At 65.5% G+C, this 14,795-nt stretch carries 18 protein-coding genes; all 18 read right to left on the reverse strand.

The genetic code is table 11. From position 1 onward, the window contains the following. Positions 1-26: 26 nt before the first annotated feature. Positions 27-812 (reverse strand): tetratricopeptide repeat protein, encoded by a 786-nt coding sequence (locus ACTQWE_RS05525; protein WP_441856392.1) that lies wholly within the window; start codon positions 810-812, stop codon positions 27-29. Between the two features lie 4 nt (positions 813-816). After that, on the reverse strand, positions 817-1,095 hold the full coding sequence (locus ACTQWE_RS05530) for a BMC domain-containing protein (RefSeq protein ID WP_373576193.1): 279 nt from the start codon (positions 1,093-1,095) through the stop codon (positions 817-819). Positions 1,096-1,148: 53 nt separating this feature from the next. Next, positions 1,149-2,804: an acetaldehyde dehydrogenase (acetylating) gene (locus tag ACTQWE_RS05535; RefSeq protein WP_441856394.1), complete on the reverse strand. Its 1,656-nt coding sequence runs from the start codon at positions 2,802-2,804 to the stop codon at positions 1,149-1,151. 45 nt (positions 2,805-2,849) lie between these two features. After that, a complete protein-coding gene (locus ACTQWE_RS05540; RefSeq protein ID WP_154540476.1) occupies positions 2,850-3,134 on the reverse strand; it encodes a BMC domain-containing protein in 285 nt (94 codons plus the stop codon). Between the two features lie 385 nt (positions 3,135-3,519). Then, the gene (locus ACTQWE_RS05545; RefSeq protein ID WP_090861211.1) at positions 3,520-3,807 is read right to left on the reverse strand and encodes a BMC domain-containing protein; all 288 of its coding nucleotides are present in this window, start codon (positions 3,805-3,807) and stop codon (positions 3,520-3,522) included. 66 nt (positions 3,808-3,873) lie between these two features. Then, positions 3,874-4,161: a BMC domain-containing protein gene (locus ACTQWE_RS05550; protein ID WP_090861210.1), complete on the reverse strand. Its 288-nt coding sequence runs from the start codon at positions 4,159-4,161 to the stop codon at positions 3,874-3,876. Positions 4,162-4,220: 59 nt separating this feature from the next. Further along, positions 4,221-5,159, reverse strand: a complete 939-nt coding sequence (gene pduL, locus ACTQWE_RS05555) for a phosphate propanoyltransferase (protein ID WP_441856396.1) — start codon at positions 5,157-5,159, stop codon at positions 4,221-4,223. 15 nt (positions 5,160-5,174) lie between these two features. After that, positions 5,175-5,444, reverse strand: coding sequence for a EutN/CcmL family microcompartment protein (locus tag ACTQWE_RS05560; RefSeq protein WP_373578380.1), 270 nt, complete (start codon positions 5,442-5,444; stop codon positions 5,175-5,177). After that, positions 5,431-5,736: a BMC domain protein gene (locus tag ACTQWE_RS05565; RefSeq protein WP_090847175.1), complete on the reverse strand. Its 306-nt coding sequence runs from the start codon at positions 5,734-5,736 to the stop codon at positions 5,431-5,433. Before ACTQWE_RS05565 ends, ACTQWE_RS05560 begins: the two co-directional genes overlap by 14 nt. Beyond that, positions 5,729-6,577, reverse strand: coding sequence for an ethanolamine utilization protein EutJ (gene eutJ / locus ACTQWE_RS05570; RefSeq protein WP_441856398.1), 849 nt, complete (start codon positions 6,575-6,577; stop codon positions 5,729-5,731). Before eutJ ends, ACTQWE_RS05565 begins: the two co-directional genes overlap by 8 nt. A 3-nt stretch (positions 6,578-6,580) precedes the next feature. Further along, the gene (locus tag ACTQWE_RS05575) at positions 6,581-7,204 is read right to left on the reverse strand and encodes a hypothetical protein (RefSeq protein ID WP_441856400.1); all 624 of its coding nucleotides are present in this window, start codon (positions 7,202-7,204) and stop codon (positions 6,581-6,583) included. 54 nt (positions 7,205-7,258) lie between these two features. Next, positions 7,259-8,203: a choline TMA-lyase-activating enzyme gene (gene cutD, locus ACTQWE_RS05580; RefSeq protein ID WP_441921403.1), complete on the reverse strand. Its 945-nt coding sequence runs from the start codon at positions 8,201-8,203 to the stop codon at positions 7,259-7,261. A gap of 72 nt (positions 8,204-8,275) precedes the next feature. Then, a complete protein-coding gene (cutC, locus tag ACTQWE_RS05585; RefSeq protein WP_441856403.1) occupies positions 8,276-10,816 on the reverse strand; it encodes a choline trimethylamine-lyase in 2,541 nt (846 codons plus the stop codon). 2 nt (positions 10,817-10,818) lie between these two features. Then, positions 10,819-12,354: an aldehyde dehydrogenase gene (locus ACTQWE_RS05590; RefSeq protein WP_441856405.1), complete on the reverse strand. Its 1,536-nt coding sequence runs from the start codon at positions 12,352-12,354 to the stop codon at positions 10,819-10,821. Positions 12,355-12,365: 11 nt separating this feature from the next. Then, positions 12,366-12,677: a BMC domain-containing protein gene (locus ACTQWE_RS05595; RefSeq protein WP_090847162.1), complete on the reverse strand. Its 312-nt coding sequence runs from the start codon at positions 12,675-12,677 to the stop codon at positions 12,366-12,368. Positions 12,678-12,688: 11 nt separating this feature from the next. Beyond that, on the reverse strand, positions 12,689-12,988 hold the full coding sequence (locus ACTQWE_RS05600; RefSeq protein WP_090847160.1) for a BMC domain-containing protein: 300 nt from the start codon (positions 12,986-12,988) through the stop codon (positions 12,689-12,691). Between the two features lie 11 nt (positions 12,989-12,999). Next, a complete protein-coding gene (locus tag ACTQWE_RS05605) occupies positions 13,000-13,263 on the reverse strand; it encodes a hypothetical protein (RefSeq protein WP_441856407.1) in 264 nt (87 codons plus the stop codon). Beyond that, positions 13,263-14,345, reverse strand: a complete 1,083-nt coding sequence (locus tag ACTQWE_RS05610) for a hypothetical protein (RefSeq protein WP_441856408.1) — start codon at positions 14,343-14,345, stop codon at positions 13,263-13,265. The genes ACTQWE_RS05605 and ACTQWE_RS05610 overlap by 1 nt, the downstream gene beginning before the upstream one ends. Positions 14,346-14,795 lie beyond the last annotated feature (450 nt).

Genomic DNA, 14,795 nt, shown 5'->3' on the forward strand with positions numbered 1-14,795 from the left:
CGCGCCGTCGCGCCGATCTCGCGTCCCTACCTCAGCGCGCGCATGTCCCCTGCCCGCCGCTCGAGCGCGTCCGCGTTCGGCGAGTCGCCCAGCTTCTCGCGCAGCACCTCAGCGGCTTTGAGGTAGTGCGCCTCGGCCGCCGCGTAGTCCCCGCGCAGGTACGCTATGCGCGCCGCGGTCGCGAGGGCGTGGGGGCGATGGACGTCACGGCCGCCGCCCAGCGTCTCGTACGTGACGAGTGCCTTGGCGATGACCTCCGCCGCCTCCTCGATCCTCCCCTCGTCGGTCAGCACCTGCGCGAGGTTGATCGCGTTCGTCGCACGCTTTCCCTCGGTTCCGGGCACCCCGTCCAGCAGCCTGCCCGCGCGTCGCAGGTCTGCCCTCGCGTCCGAGAAGCGCCCGAGGCCTCGATAGGCGCTGCTCCGGTTGTTGCAGATCGCGCTCAGCTCAAGGCGGTTCTCGTCACCGTCGCCGAGCATCCGCTCCGCACGGTCGAACGCCTCGATGGCGGCGGCGTTCCTCCCCTGCGCCACGTACACGTCGCCCAGGTTCACGAGCGCCCGCGCCACGTCCCGCTCGTCGGCGCCCGTGGCCTCGAGCGCGCGCAGCACCTCGTCGTACAGCCCCTCGGACTCGCGCAGCTCCCCGCGCAGCCTCAGCACGCTGCCCAGCTCGTTCGCGACAGAGGCGACGGCGCGCTCGTCGCGAACGAGCCGGGCGCGCCGGAGGGCCTCCCTCAGGAAGCCCTCGACGTCGGCCCCCGGCTCGCCGTACAGGCGGTCGAGCTCGCTATAGAACGTCCCGAGCTCCAACGCCCTAAGCCGTCTGGTGGGGGACGATCTTCTCGACGTCCGCATGCGGGCGCGGGATCACGTGGACGGAGCGAAGCTCGCCCACGCGCTCTGCGGCGGCCGCACCGGCGTCGGTCGCGGCCTTCACGGCCGCCACATCGCCGCGCACGAAGGTGGTGACGATGCCGCCACCCACGTTGACCTTGCCCACCAGGGTGACCTCGGCGGCCTTCACCATGGCATCGCTGGCCTCGACTGCGCCCACGCAGCCGATGGTCTCGACCATTCCCAATGCCTCGTTCATGACTAAGCTCCTTGACTAGTTAAGAGAAGTGCGGACATGCCGTTCCGCGGGCGCTACTCGCCGCGGAAGGCTGCGACGAGCTCGTTCACCATCTTCGTGAGCTCGGCCGCGTCGATGGTGTCGCCCTTGTGCTCCTGCGGCTCCGGCTCCGCGTGGCCGCCGCAGCTGTTGCAGCCCACGGAGTAGCTGATGCCGCTCACGCCGTGGCCCACGGGCATGTCGATGCCCAGGTCGCTCTTGGCGCCCTCGTCGCAGGACGTCGCGGTGCAACCGGTCGTCGCGTGCGACGTGCAGCCGTACTCGGCGGCGAGCTCCGGGTGCCACTTCGCGAACGTCTCGTCGGCGGCGGCAACCATGTCCGGCTCGACGATGCCGTTGGCGACGCGCTTCACGTTGATGAGGTGCTGCGGGCCAACGTTCTCGGAGACGGAGCTTCCGCCCCAGGTGCCGCAGCCAAGGGTCAGCGCGACGTCCAGACCCGTGGAGAGGCCGGTGCCGCCCTGGGTTCCGCCGGTGTTGATGAGGATGCGCGAGGCCGGCTTGACGGAGAACTTGCGGACGATCTCCTTGTCCTCGGTGTGGATGTTCATCGTGTGGCCGATGCCGTTCTGGAGCAGCGCGATGGAAAGGTCGCACGCCTCGTGCCAGTCGGCAACGGTGTAGAAGCCCAGGACCGTCGTGAGCTTCTCGTAGGAGAGCGGCCACTCGGGACCGACGCCATGCTGCTCACCGATGAGCACCTTCGTGTCGGCGGGGACGCAGATGCCGGCGGCCTTGGCGATGTCGAGGGCGGCGTGGCCCACGAAGTTCGGGCTCATGGAGTGGCCGTTGCGGAACAGGATCTTGCAGACCTTCCCGCACTCCTCCTCCGACATGAAGTAGCCGCCCTGGCTCTTGAACTCCGCGACGACCTCGTCGTGGTTGCAGGTCTCGCAGATGACGCTCTGCTCGGAGGCGCAGATGGTACCGTTGTCGAACGTCTTGGACGCCATGATCTGGCGAACCGCGTCGTGCACGTTCGCGGTGCGCTCGATGTACGAGGGCGAGTTGCCGGCGCCGACGCCCAGCGCGGGCTTGCCGGAGCTGTAGGCGGCCTTCACCATGCCGGGGCCGCCGGTCGCGATGATCATCTTGACCTCGGGCGCGTGCATGAGCTCGTTCGTCGCGGCGATCGTCGCCAGGCTCACGCCCTGGATGATGTTCTCGGGGGCGCCCGCGGCGACGGCGGCGTCGTTCATGAGCTTGATGGCGAGGTTCGTGCACTTGGCGGCCTTCGGGTGCGGAGAGAAGACGATGGCGTTGCGCGACTTGAGCGCGATCATCGACTTGTAGAGCACCGTCGAGGTGGGGTTGGTGGAGGGGACGATGCCCATCACAAGGCCGACGGGCTCCGCGATCGTGATGACCTGCTTCTTCTCGTCCACGTCGATGACGCCGATGGTCTTCGCGTCCTTGATCTGCTCGTACAGCAGGCCGGAGGCCATATGGTTCTTGTAGATCTTGTCGTGGACGTTGCCGAAGGTCGTCTCCTCGACGGCCATCTCGGCAAGCTGCTTCGCGTTCTTCTCGGCAACCTCGACCATGGAGCGGAGGATGCGGTCGATCTGCTCGACGCTGTAGTTGGCGATCTGGTTCGCGGCAACCTGGCCCTTGCGCGCAAGGTCACGCGCGGCCTGGATGCTCTGAAGATCGTAATCGAATTCCTGCATGATGCCTCTTTCCGACTAGCTGACGAATGGGTGTGCTGCGCCTCGCTACTCGGCGTGCGGCAGGATGGACTCCACCATTCCGTCCGGGCGCGGGATCACGTGGACGCTCAGGAGCTCGCCCACGCGCTGCGCGGCTGCGGCGCCCGCGTCGGTCGCGGCCTTCACGGCGCCCACGTCGCCGCGGACGAAGACGGTCACCAGGCCGCCGCCCACGAGCTCCTTGCCCACGAGCTTCACGTTCGCGGCCTTCACCATCGCGTCCGCCGCCTCGACGGAGCCGATCAGGCCCTTGGTCTCGATCATGCCGAGTGCCTCAACGGTGTTCGACATCGCAGTTACCTCCTTGTTCATGGCAGGCGCGGCCTTCTTGGGCTCGGCCTTTTCCTTTGGTGCGCCGAGGTGCTTTTCCTCGGACGCCGTCTCTGTCTTCTCGGTGGCCTCCGCGGAACTCTCCGCGGAGTCCTTCGGGGCCTCGGAGCGCGCGGCCCCCGCCTTTCGCGACGCGGCGGGACGAGTTGGGCCCGGCCTCTTGGCAACGGCCTTCATGTGGCCCGCAACGCCCTTCTCGCCTCCGGCCGGGGCCGGGGCCTTTGCGGCCCCGGTCGCTGCGGAAGCCTTGGCGCCTTCGACGGCCTTGGCCTGGCCGCGAGTGGTGCCGGGGGTCGGCGTCGTGGCGCCCTCCCCCTCCTGCCCCGACTTCTTCGCCGCCATGCGCCTACTCCGCGGCGTGCGGCAGGATGGACTCCACCATTCCGTCCGGGCGCGGGATCACGTGGACGCTCAGGAGCTCGCCCACGCGCTGCGCGGCTGCGGCGCCCGCGTCGGTCGCGGCCTTCACGGCGCCCACGTCGCCGCGGACGAAGACGGTCACCAGGCCGCCGCCCACGAGCTCCTTGCCCACGAGCTTCACGTTCGCGGCCTTCACCATCGCGTCCGCCGCCTCGACGGAGCCGATCAGGCCCTTGGTCTCGATCATGCCGAGTGCCTCAGTCATGCTTGCCATGTTGCTTCCTCCCTGGGATGCGCGGGTCCTCTGGCCCGCCTCTTCGTGTCTGGTAGGGCGCGCTCGCTACTCCGCGGCGTGCGGCAGGATGGACTCCACCATTCCGTCCGGACGCGGGATCACGTGGACGCTCAGCAGCTCGCCCACGCGCTGCGCGGCTGCGGCGCCCGCGTCGGTCGCGGCCTTGACGGCGCCCACGTCGCCGCGCACGAAGACGGTGACGAGGCCGCCGCCGACGCGCTCCTTGCCGATGAGGCGGACGTTTGCCGCCTTCACCATCGCGTCCGCCGCCTCGACGGATCCGATCATGCCCTTGGTCTCGATCATGCCGAGAGCCTCAGTGGTGCTTGCCATGCTTGTTCCTCCCTGGGTCGACTTGCCTGCTGGCTGTACTTGCTACCTGGCTGTTCTTGCTATCTAACTACCTGGACCTTTGAGCCCGTCTTGAGGTGAAACGCGTTCGCCTCTTCCGTGTCTATGTGACAGTCGAGGTTTCCGGTCTCGGTGACGCGCACGATCACGTTGTCGAGCATGCCGCCACGCTCGCCGCAGATCTTGAGCGACACGACCTGACCGTCGTGGAAGCCGCGCTCCGCGGCCTGCGACGGGCTCATGTGGATGTGACGGGCAGCCACCATGACGCCCTCGGGAAGGACGACCGTCCCCTTCGGGCCGATGACGGTGATGCCCGGGGTTCCCTCAAGGTGTCCCGAAAGGCGGATCTCCTGCGGGACGCCCAGCTTGAACGTGTCGCCCGCGAGCACCTCCACCTGGGTCTGGGAGCGAACGGGCCCAAGCACGCGCACCTTCTGGATGACGCCCTTCGGACCGGCGAGGGTGACGCACTCCTTTGCCGCGAACTGGCCGGGCTGGCTCAGGTCCTTGAGCTTCGTCAGCTCGTAGCCCTTGCCAAACAGCGCCTCGAGGTCGTGCTGGGACAGGTGGATGTGGCGGCCGGACACCCCCACCGGAACGACGTTCGGGTCGATGGCCGACTCCTTCTTCCCAAGGAGCGTCTCGATGTCGTCCTTCGTCCAGATGCCCTTCTCGAACGCGGCGGCTATAAGATGCTCGAGCTCGGCTGCGGTCAGGGCGGGCTCGGCGCCCTTGCCCTCGTGGGTGAGGTCGACCTTGTGGCACTCGACCGCGGCGTGGTCAGCCGCGCCCTTCTCGCATGCCGCGTGCTCCTTGGCCGCGGGCTCCTCGGGCTTCGGGCCGCACGTGATGCGTACGCCCTTCTCCCGCGCGACGTCCTTCGCCTGGGCGGTCACGATGGTGTTCTCGTCCACGTAGATGTCCTCGTGTCGTGCCGCCGCCGCGACGACGTCCTTCGCGCTTACAAGTCTCTTCATGTCGTCCTCCTTTCCTTACAGATTCACGTCTTCGTCTATGATTCCTACGATCACCGCGTCTACCGGGGCGTTCTTCTGGAACTCGTCCTTCACGAAGTGGTATGCGGAAGACCCCGTGGTCACGATCACCCGGTCCCCCACCCCGGCGCTTATGGTGTCGACGCAGATGAGCTGCTTTCCCGCCTCGTCGCCCGCGATGACCTCCACGCGCATGAGCTTCATCCCACTCAGCTCGTCGTACTTGCGAGTGGCCCAGATCGAGCCGATGAGCCTACCGACAATCATGGGACGCGTCCTTTCCGTCCTGGATCTTTCGGAGGCACTCCATCACCTCTGCCGTCTCCCCAGCTATGGCGAGCATCACCATGTTCTGTGGGCAGGACCCTCTCACGTCGGTCACGACGACCCCCGCGGTCTTCTCGGCGATGTCGCTCGCGACCACCATCTCGATCAGCTTGCCCTGGACGAGCCCGACCGCCGCCGGCCTGAAGTCCTCGCCCCAGCGGGCGCCGCTTCGCTGCCTGATGATCTGCATGGTCCCGGGCGCGGGCGCCTTGATGACCTTCACGTCAAGCATCGTCGCGCTCCCTCGCCTTCTTGACGCACCCGAGCGCGATGCCCATCGGCGTCACGAACATGGGGTGGCTCGGCTTGTGGACCTCGATGCCCAGGCGCTTCTGCACCCTGTCCTCGATGCCCGTGAGCTCGGCCGTTCCGCCGACCAGGATGACCTCCGGAACGTCGTAGTTCCGGCACGCGCGCTCGATGATCGTGGTCACCTTGTCGATCGTCGGCGACACGATGGGGAGCACCTCCCGGTGATGTTCGGGGTTGCGCTTGTAGACCTCCGCGTCGTCGAACGTCATCCCCTTCGCGCCGGCAAGTACGAGCGAGAAGTGCGTCCCTCCGGTCGACTCGTCGATGCACTCCACGACCTTGCCGTCCTTGAAGACGGAGATGCCGGTTGTGCCGCCACCGATGTCGACGACCGCGCCGTCGGTGGTGCCGATGAGGAGGTTCGCGGCCGTGGGCTCGTCGAAGACCGCGGTGCACTCCAGGCCCGTGCTCTCGGCCACGTTCTTCACCACGCCGCCGTCGAGCGCCTCGGTCTCGGGCGGGATCGCGACCGCACACTCTTCGAGCTCGACGCCCAGCTCGCCCTCAACCTGCTCCTTCAGGCGTCTCGCGATGTCGCAGGCGCCCACGTAGTCGACGACCATGCCGTCCTTCACGACGCTGGCGAACTGGTACTTGCAGTCGACGGGGTTTCCGTCCTCGTCCAGGACGACGAGGACGATGAAGGCCGTGCCCAGGTCGAGGCCGCAGTAGAGCCGCTGCCCCTCCCTTACCTTCCTGGGATGGTCCACGCAGTCCAGGAGCTCCTCGAGCCTGTCGTTCGCCTTCTTGAGATCGACCATCCTCTACACCTCCTCTTCCGCATTGCCGATTGCCTCTTCGAGCAGCTCGCACACCGTCGTCGCCTCGCCGACCCACGCCGCGGCGATTCTCGCCTCGTCGGGTCCCAGGCCCTCCTTCGCCCTCGCCCAGGAGCGGGCGTACCGACCTATCTGCGCATGCACGCATGCCATCTCGAAGAAGATCGGATGTATGCCCGCGTCGAACGTCGGGATGGGCGCCGGTCCCGGCGGAGGTCCGCCTTGGTCGGCATGCCCGTCGTCCGCAACGAGGTCTGACGCGTGGCGCGCCTCTTGCCACTTGCGACCGACCCTTTCGGTGCGGCGCGCGACGGTGTTGTCGACGCCAAGCGCCCTGCGGGCGAGCAGCCTCAGGCGTGCGCCAAGGAGGTTCGCGTCGAATACGAGCGCGCCCAGGTCCGCCGCCGGCTCGCGATGCGGGCGACCATGGGCGCCACGCTTGTCGCCGCGGGGCCTCGGCCCCTGCTCGTCGTCCTCGAACTCGATCCTGAAGTCAATCAGGAACTGCCTTGCGCTTGGCGTGAGGCGAGCACACTCGGGAAGCTCGTACTTCTCGAATGGGCGCGCCCCGTATGCCTCGCGGAGCTCGTCCTCGGTGACGTAGTGCATTTCATCCTCCTCTCAGTCTCTCGTGTCCCACGGATGCGGGTGGCGCATCGTCTTCTAGTGCCTGACCAGGCTCACCTTGAAGTCGGCGTCCTTGATCCAACCCTCGATCCTGTTGAGGTCGTCGTCGCCGAGCGACGGGTCGTCCTTGATCTCGTAGTCGCGGCCGAGCGATGCGTACTTGCCGACGCCAAGCTTGTGGTAGGGAAGCAGGTCGACGCCGTCGAAGTTCTTCTGGTAGCGATACGGCTTGAAGTACGCGATAACCGCGTCGATCTCTTCCTTGGAGTCGTTCACGCCCTTGAGCAGGGGCATGCGGACGCGCACGTTGTAGCCGTTCTCCAGGAGCTCCTTGACGTTGCACAGGATCTGCTCGTTGTTCACGCCCGTCCAGTACTTGTGCTTCACGGGGTCCATCTGCTTGATGTCGAACAGGAACAGGTCTACGTACTGCGCGATCCTCATGATGGTGGGGGTCGGCGCGTACCCGCAGGTCTCGATGGCCGTGTGGTAGCCATGGGCCTTCGCCGCCATCAGGATGGAGAGGGTCGCCTCCGGCTGCGCGAGCACTTCTCCCCCGGAGAGCGTGATGCCGCCTCCGGACATGCGGTAGAAGTCGGCGTCCTCGTCCAGGAAGTCCATGATGTCGTCGATGGAGCGGTCCTCCCCCATGACCTCCAGCGCATGGTACATGCAGGCCTTCTCGCACCTGCGGCACCCGATGCACTGGACGTCGCGGTCGACGACGTGCCTCCCGTCCGCCATCTTGTGGACGCCCACGGGGCATGCCGCGACGCACGCGCCGCAGTCGACGCAGTTGGCGCGCTTGAACATGACCTCGTGCCCGCGAAGCTGGCTCTCGGGGTTCGAGCACCACTTACAGCGGAGGGGGCAGCCCTTGAGGAAGGCCATGGAGCGCACGCCGGGGCCGTCGTACATGTTGTACTTCTGAAGGTTGAAGATGCGCGCCTTGCGCTCAACACCACTCTGCTCGCGGCTCATTGCAGCCTCTCCCTTCTTTCCACGTGCCACGGCGTGGCACCCCCTTGGTCTTCCGATTGCGGTTCTTCTCGTCTAGAACTTGTTGAGCATGGTGCGGCTGATGATCTCGTCCTGGACGTCCTTGCACAGCTCGTTGAAGAACGCCGAGTAGCCTGCGACGCGGACAACGAGGTCGCGGTGGTTCTCCGGGTGCTTCTGGGCGTCGATGAGCGTCTTGTTGTCGAGGTAGTTGAACTGCATCTCGCCGTTGCCGAACATCGAGGCGGTGCGCAGCAGGGTGATGAGGCCGTTCTCGCCCTCGGGCGTGTCGAGCAGGCCGCTCATGAGCTTGAAGTTGTGAACCATGCCGATGTTCATCGAGTCGTTCGAGAGCTTCGAGACGGACTTGATGATGGCGGTGGGGCCACGGAAGTCCGCGCCCTGGGTGGGGCTGATGCCGTCGGACAGCGGCGTCCAGGCCTTGCGGCCGTTCGCGGTGGCGCCGGTCATCTCGCCGAACGGGGTGTTGTTGGAGATGGAGAGCGTGCCGGTGGACATGTGGGAGTACAGCGTCTTGAAGTCCAGGTGGATGTGCTCGGTGTAGTCGATGATGTCGGCAGCAATATCGTCCGCGTAGTCGTCGTCGTTTCCGTACTTCGGGGCGTCGAGGCAGTCCTTGCGCAGCTGGTCGTAGCCCTCGAAGTCGGCCTTCATGGCCTCGAACATCTGGGTGAGCGTGTACTTGTGCTCGTCGAAGACAAGCTTCTTGATGGCGGCCATGGAGTCCGCATAGGTTGCGAGGCCGGTCCAGACAACGCCGGGGCCGTAGTTGTACATGGCGCCACCGGCCGAGACGTCCTTGCCGTGCTCCATGCAGCCCTCGTACATGATGGACATGAGGGGCTTCGGGGCGACGTCGCGGGCGACGCGCTGGGAGATGACCGTCGCGACGTCAGTCCACTTGGTGACGTAGTAGATGGTCTTCTTGACGGCGGCGTCGAACTCCTCGTAGGTGTGGTACTGCGCCGGGTCGCCCAGGTCGGGAGTGACCTGCTTGCCGTACCACAGGGGGATGCCGTGGTTGAGGGTGAGCTCGATGCAGATGGGCCACTGCGTGTAGGACGTGGAGGTCCACTGGTACAGGCGGCCGGACTTCTGCGGCTCGACGCAGCCCATCATGCAGTAGTCGCGCGCGTCCTCGACGCTGACGCCCTTGGCGAGCATCATCTTGATGTGGGTGTCGTCGAAGTGGCACGCGGGGAAGCCCATGCCGGAGCGGACGATGTCCACGATCTTGCGCATGTACTTCTCGGGCGACTTGTTGTTGATGCGGCACGCGATGGAGGGCTGGTACACCTTGACGTGACGGACGGCGTCCATCAGGAGGTAGGTCAGCTCGTTCGTCGCGTCGTGGCCTTGGCGCGTGACCCCGCCGAGGGTCATGTTGACGAAGGGCTGGTAGCCGGCGAAGAACTCGGACTGGCCGCGGGAGGTGACCCACATCATCTCGGACATCTTGATGAGCATGCAGCCCGCGATGTCGAACGCCTGGTACGGCGTGATGCGACCGGCCTCGATGTCGGCCTTGTAGAACGGGTACATGTACTGGTCGACGCGGCCGAGCGACATGCCGGTCTGGTTCTCCTCCACCGGGAGCAGGCTCTCGATGACGAAGACGGACTGGACGGCCTCCCAGAAGGTGCTGGGCTTGTGGGCGGGAACGTGCGAGAGGATCGTGGAGATCTGCTCGAGCTCGTGCTTGCGCTTCGCGTCGTGGCACTCGGAGGCGAGCTTCGCCGCGTAGTCGCTCATGCGCTTCGCGTAGATCATGACGCCCTCGGTGGTGTCGATAACGCTCTTGTAGAAGTAGATCTTGTCGAGGTCGTCGGGGTTGGCATAGTCGAGCTGGGCGAGGTGCTGCTTCGCCTCGGCCTGGATGTCGAGCATGCCCTTGTTCATGAGGATGACGTCGTAGCCGGGGTTGGAGTCACCGCCGCCGGACATGGCGTGGTAGGAGCAGTCGGAGACGAAGGACTCGCCGGAGAGCTCCCAGACGCCGGCCTCGCGGTACTGGTCCTCGCAGATCTCGTCCTGGGACTTGCCCTCCCAGAACGGGAACAGCACGTCGCGGCAGTACTGCTTGTCCTCCTCGGAGATGTAGAACGGGTCCTGGGGACGCTCTCCGATGGTGTCGAGCTCGTCGCGGAGCCAGCGCCATGCCAGGTCGGGCGAGAACGCGCCGGCGCGAGGCGCGCCGCACGGCGCACCGACTACGAGCTCGTCGTCCTGGATGACGAGCGGGGCGGTCTCGCAGCAGCGACGGAACGCCTTGGCACGAAGCTCGATCTTCGGCATGCCGGGGTTGGCCTTCGTGAGCTCGGTGACCGCGCGGGCGCGGAACATGGTGATCGTCGGCACCTGCTTGAGGAAGTTCTCCTTCAGGCGGACCTGACGGTCGGTGGGGCCGTCGGGCACGTCGTAGGGCTCGTCGCCCGTCTGCGCGTGGGTGGAGGCGACGGGCGCGTCGAGCTGGTCCGCCACCTTCTCGAACATCTTGCGGACGGTAGCGCGCTGCTCGTCGGACATGTCCTTCGTCGCCTCGGACAGCTCCTTCGCAAACTCCTTGATGTCCATTCTCACTCCTCTTCGGAATCGTTACGGATTGCCTGTACTACGCCGGAGAACCAGTCCCCCGGCTCCTTGCCTGTATCCCTCGGCCCCGCAGGGCGGCTCTTCTCGCCGTCCCCGGAGTCCGGAACCCGAACCCTCACCGCGACCGGCGTGTGGTCGCACGAGCTCGCCTTGTCGAGCAGGCCCCGTGCGTCGGGACCCTCCCCGATTCCCACCTGCCTGCGGCGCACGAAGTCCCCGTAGGTGACCCCGAGCTCGGACGTGGTGGCGCAGTCCCATCCGGTGACCGTGAGCGTCTTCGGAAGGTCGCTGTGGCAGCCTATGCAGCCAAGCCCGGTGCTGACGTTCACGAGGACCCTGCCGACGGGCTTCTTCAGGATGAACTGGCGGATGACCTCGGGGTCTTTCGAGAAGATCGAGAGCGCGTTGCCGTGGCCGCTATTGAGGATCAGCTCTATGCACTTCTCGCACGCCGTGCGCCAGCTGTCCTCCACGTAGTACGAGAGGACGGGCCCAAACTTCGCCTTCGAGAAGAAGCTGTACTCGCTCACGTACGGCTTCTCGACGACGAGCACCCTCGTGCTCTCGGGCACCGTGATGTCGGCGCGCCTGGCCAGGTCGAAAGCGCTCTTCGCGATGAGCTCCCTGTACGGGGTGCCGTCCGGCATGAACAACGTTCCGACGAGGCGGTCCGCCTGCTCGTCCGTGAGAAAGTAGCACCCGCGCCGGCGAAGCTCCTCCTGGAAGCGCTCGTCCACGGCGCGCTCCACGACGACGCTCTGCTCCGCGCCGGGAAGCATCCCGTAGCAGAACGACTTACCGAGCACGACCTCGTCCGCGCACGCCGCGAGGTCCGCGGTCGACTCCACGAAGACAGGGTTGTTCCCCAGCGTCGCGTGGTACACGTCCCTGCCGGCGGCGTCGAAGTCGTGGGCGTTCGACTCCTCGCGGGAGTCGATGACCACGCGGACGCACGGCTGCGAGCAGACCCACTCCTCGCCCTCGGGGCAGAAGATCGAGAGGAAGCCGAGCGCCTCCGTGGGATAGTGGCAGAACTCCGCGACCTGCAGCACGTCGCCCATGACCTTCTCGCACGTCGCGTGGATGCGGGCGCTTGCCGAGAAGACGATCGGGCTCTTGGAGTGCACCGCCATGAACAGCTGGCTGAGCATCGTGGGAACCGCGAGCCAGTCCGGAAGCAGCGACACGACCACGCCCTTGGGCAGGCACACCTCCGCGGAGCCGTTGCGCGAGCGGATGATCTTCTGCACCGGGGTCTGCGCGCGCACGTCGTCCAACAGGTCTCCGAGGACCCACTTCGTGAGCTCGGACTCGTCCTCGGGCGAGCAGTAGTCGCTCTCCGCAAAGGACGCCTCAGCGTACTCGCGCGCCTTGGGCAGGATTCGCTCGCGCAGGTGTGTCAGGAAGTCGTCGACCAGCGATGCCGGCAGCCCCTCGAGGACCTCCGCGGACTCGGCCGCATGCTCCAGGAGAATGCGCGCCTCCTGAATCGAGAGAAGGTCGTTATCGATGAGAGACATTCGACACCTCCCTAGTAGGGCAGGAGCTTCTCGACGGTGTACTTGTCGGTGATCTTCTTGAGATCGGGGTGAGGCCTTGCGATGACGACGGAGCTGTAGACCTCGGCGCCAAGAGCCTCGACCGCCTTCACGCCGGCCTCGACCGCGGCCTTGCATGCCGCGACGTCGCCCTGGACGAGGATGGAGATGTAGCCGGAGGCGGTGTTCTCGTAGCCGATGAGCTCGACGTCGCCCGCCTTGCACATGGCGTCGCCGGCCTCGAGGACCCACACGAGGCCAAAGGTCTCGATGGCGCCAAGCGCGTTCATGCCCTCACTTGCCATAGTCCAACCTCCTAGTTGTAGTCGACGTCGTGGACGGAGACGACATCACCGATGGGCGGGACGGGCCTCTTCATCACGTTCGCGGCAGTGAGCTTGCCGATGCTGGAGGCGGCCTCCTTGCCGGCCTTGACGGCGGCCTCGCACGCCGCGACGTCGCCCTTGACGATGATGGTGACGAGCGTGGAGCCGACGTTCTCGTAGCTGACGAGCTCGGTGTCGCCTGCCTTCAGCATCGCGTCGGCCGCGTAGATTGCGGGGACCATGCCGATGGTCTCGATGAGGCCGATGGCCTCCTCTCCCCTGTAGCGCATGACGGACCCCCTTACTTGATGTAGGAATTGATGGTGTCGCGCTGCTCGGCGTCCGCGCCGTAGAACACGCGAAGATCGCCGTTGTCGTCGAGGTCGACGCGGGTCTCGCTGATGAGCCCGTTCTTCTCGGCGGTCATGAGGGCCTCCTGCATCCTGTCGCGGTTGAACGCCGTGAAGGTGGAGTAGTCGGCCTTGAGATTCTCCATCACGTCGTCGACGCTTGCCTCGTCGACCGTCGTGAAGTACTTGAGCATTACGTAGTTGAGCGGGCGCATTATGCCTCCTCCTTCTTTCCGAAGAGCTCCTTGGGGTCAACCGCGATGACGACGATGCCGCAGATCATGACGAGGGCGGCGATCCAGGCGATTGGCGGGAGCGCGTAGCCGGGGATGCCCATGATCAGGCCGACGACGATCCAGGTGACGAGCGGCGCGACGAAGGTGTACGTGCCGTTGCAGGCCATGCCGAGGGCGGTGCCGCACATGGAGTTGCCGCGATACCAGCTGGCGAACGACTTGTAGGCGGAGAAGCCGGCGACGACGAAGCAGAGGATGGTGGGGAGGTCGGTGATCGCCGCGCCCACGTACCCGAAGGACTGCCCGAGGGAGACGCCGCCGACGAGGGACAGGACCGGCAGGACGACGAGAAGCTCGACCAGGCCGGAGACGCACTGGCGGATGGTGATGCCGATCTGGGTGTCAATCATGCAGGAGGCATAGCCGGCGATGCATCCCTCGGCACCCCAGCCGAGCGCCGCGATGAACGCGAGGGCGAGGCCGAGGACCATGTTGGAGGAGGAGTCGCCCGTGAGGCTCGCGGTGCCGATCATGAGGCCCGCGAGGACGCAGATTCCGATGCCGGCGAGCTTGCGGGGACCGAGCTCCTGCTTGTACAGGATGCGGGAGAGGATGGATCCGATGGCGGGGTTGAGCGCCGCGATGGGAACGACGATGGTGCCGGCCTGGGAGAGGGCAATGATGTACGCAACCGTGGCGATGGGGCCGCCGACGAGCGCGGAGAGCATCAGGATGACGCCGGGCTTCGTGTTGATGGTGCGACCGAAGTCGCCGAGCTTGCCCTGCTTCGCGGTGATGGCGAGGGCCCAGATGGCGCTGCAAGAGTCGTTGATGGCGCTCGCGACGGTGGGGATGATGAAGACCGCGAGGAAGGCGGTCGGGTTGAGCGCGCTGGTCCAGCTGGTCCAGAGCTGCGAGTTCTGACCCGCGGTAACGAACGCGGTGTAGAAGCCGTACATAAGACTCGAGAAAAGGGCGACCATGATGCCCTTCTTGAAGAAGCTGGAGTCGAGCTCCCTCTTCTTCTGCGTAGCCACGCTGACAGCGGATGCCTCTTGCATGCCTTCACCCTCCAGACCACATAGGAATTTCCAATGGACGCGTTGGTCAAAGATGCTGCAAGGCTTCCGTTGGGTGAATGCAAAGGATTTCAAGGGCGCGGCGAACAAAGCTGGCAAGCGGTACTAAACGGCCCGCCAAGCGGATTTTGTTTCTCGGCCAGTGGTTTCTGTACCCCGTCTAACTTTTTCTGGAAACGTTTCTATCAATAATGAGCTCGGAGTTATTGGATATATAACCCATCTGGGGAGAACGGTCCGCACATGCATAGACCGGTTTGGATTCCAAAGTACATGTTATGAGGTCCCATTGCATCCCCCTCGTAACCATTCGTGTCGTACGAGGTAGACAATGATGTCCTCATCCCATGACCGCAGACGATGGACCCGTTAAGAAATCTGAACGTAAAAAGTGGACGTTTTTCTCACACGCGCGCGAAACATTGACGCAAT

This window comes from Parafannyhessea sp. LCP19S3_B1 (genome assembly GCF_052121955.1).
Taxonomy (GTDB): domain Bacteria; phylum Actinomycetota; class Coriobacteriia; order Coriobacteriales; family Atopobiaceae; genus Parafannyhessea.

Bases quoted from the DNA above. Each gene is read 5' to 3' on its own strand.
- ACTQWE_RS05550 (WP_090861210.1), bottom strand. From the start codon at position 4,161: ATGGCAAGCACCACTGAGGCTCTCGGCATGATCGAGACCAAGGGCATG.
- ACTQWE_RS05530 (WP_373576193.1), bottom strand. From the start codon at position 1,095: ATGAACGAGGCATTGGGAATGGTCGAGACCATCGGCTGCGTGGGCGCA.
- pduL (WP_441856396.1), bottom strand. From the start codon at position 5,159: ATGAAGAGACTTGTAAGCGCGAAGGACGTCGTCGCGGCGGCGGCACGA.
- ACTQWE_RS05590 (WP_441856405.1), bottom strand. From the start codon at position 12,354: ATGTCTCTCATCGATAACGACCTTCTCTCGATTCAGGAGGCGCGCATT.
- ACTQWE_RS05610 (WP_441856408.1), bottom strand. From the start codon at position 14,345: ATGCAAGAGGCATCCGCTGTCAGCGTGGCTACGCAGAAGAAGAGGGAG.
- ACTQWE_RS05600 (WP_090847160.1), bottom strand. From the start codon at position 12,988: ATGCGCTACAGGGGAGAGGAGGCCATCGGCCTCATCGAGACCATCGGC.
- ACTQWE_RS05595 (WP_090847162.1), bottom strand. From the start codon at position 12,677: ATGGCAAGTGAGGGCATGAACGCGCTTGGCGCCATCGAGACCTTTGGC.
- cutC (WP_441856403.1), bottom strand. From the start codon at position 10,816: ATGGACATCAAGGAGTTTGCGAAGGAGCTGTCCGAGGCGACGAAGGAC.
- ACTQWE_RS05560 (WP_373578380.1), bottom strand. From the start codon at position 5,444: ATGATTGTCGGTAGGCTCATCGGCTCGATCTGGGCCACTCGCAAGTAC.
- eutJ (WP_441856398.1), bottom strand. From the start codon at position 6,577: ATGGTCGATCTCAAGAAGGCGAACGACAGGCTCGAGGAGCTCCTGGAC.
- ACTQWE_RS05535 (WP_441856394.1), bottom strand. From the start codon at position 2,804: ATGCAGGAATTCGATTACGATCTTCAGAGCATCCAGGCCGCGCGTGAC.
- ACTQWE_RS05605 (WP_441856407.1), bottom strand. From the start codon at position 13,263: ATGCGCCCGCTCAACTACGTAATGCTCAAGTACTTCACGACGGTCGAC.
- ACTQWE_RS05545 (WP_090861211.1), bottom strand. From the start codon at position 3,807: ATGGCAAGCATGACTGAGGCACTCGGCATGATCGAGACCAAGGGCCTG.
- ACTQWE_RS05565 (WP_090847175.1), bottom strand. From the start codon at position 5,736: ATGCTTGACGTGAAGGTCATCAAGGCGCCCGCGCCCGGGACCATGCAG.
- ACTQWE_RS05540 (WP_154540476.1), bottom strand. From the start codon at position 3,134: ATGTCGAACACCGTTGAGGCACTCGGCATGATCGAGACCAAGGGCCTG.
- ACTQWE_RS05575 (WP_441856400.1), bottom strand. From the start codon at position 7,204: ATGCACTACGTCACCGAGGACGAGCTCCGCGAGGCATACGGGGCGCGC.
- cutD (WP_441921403.1), bottom strand. From the start codon at position 8,203: ATGAGCCGCGAGCAGAGTGGTGTTGAGCGCAAGGCGCGCATCTTCAAC.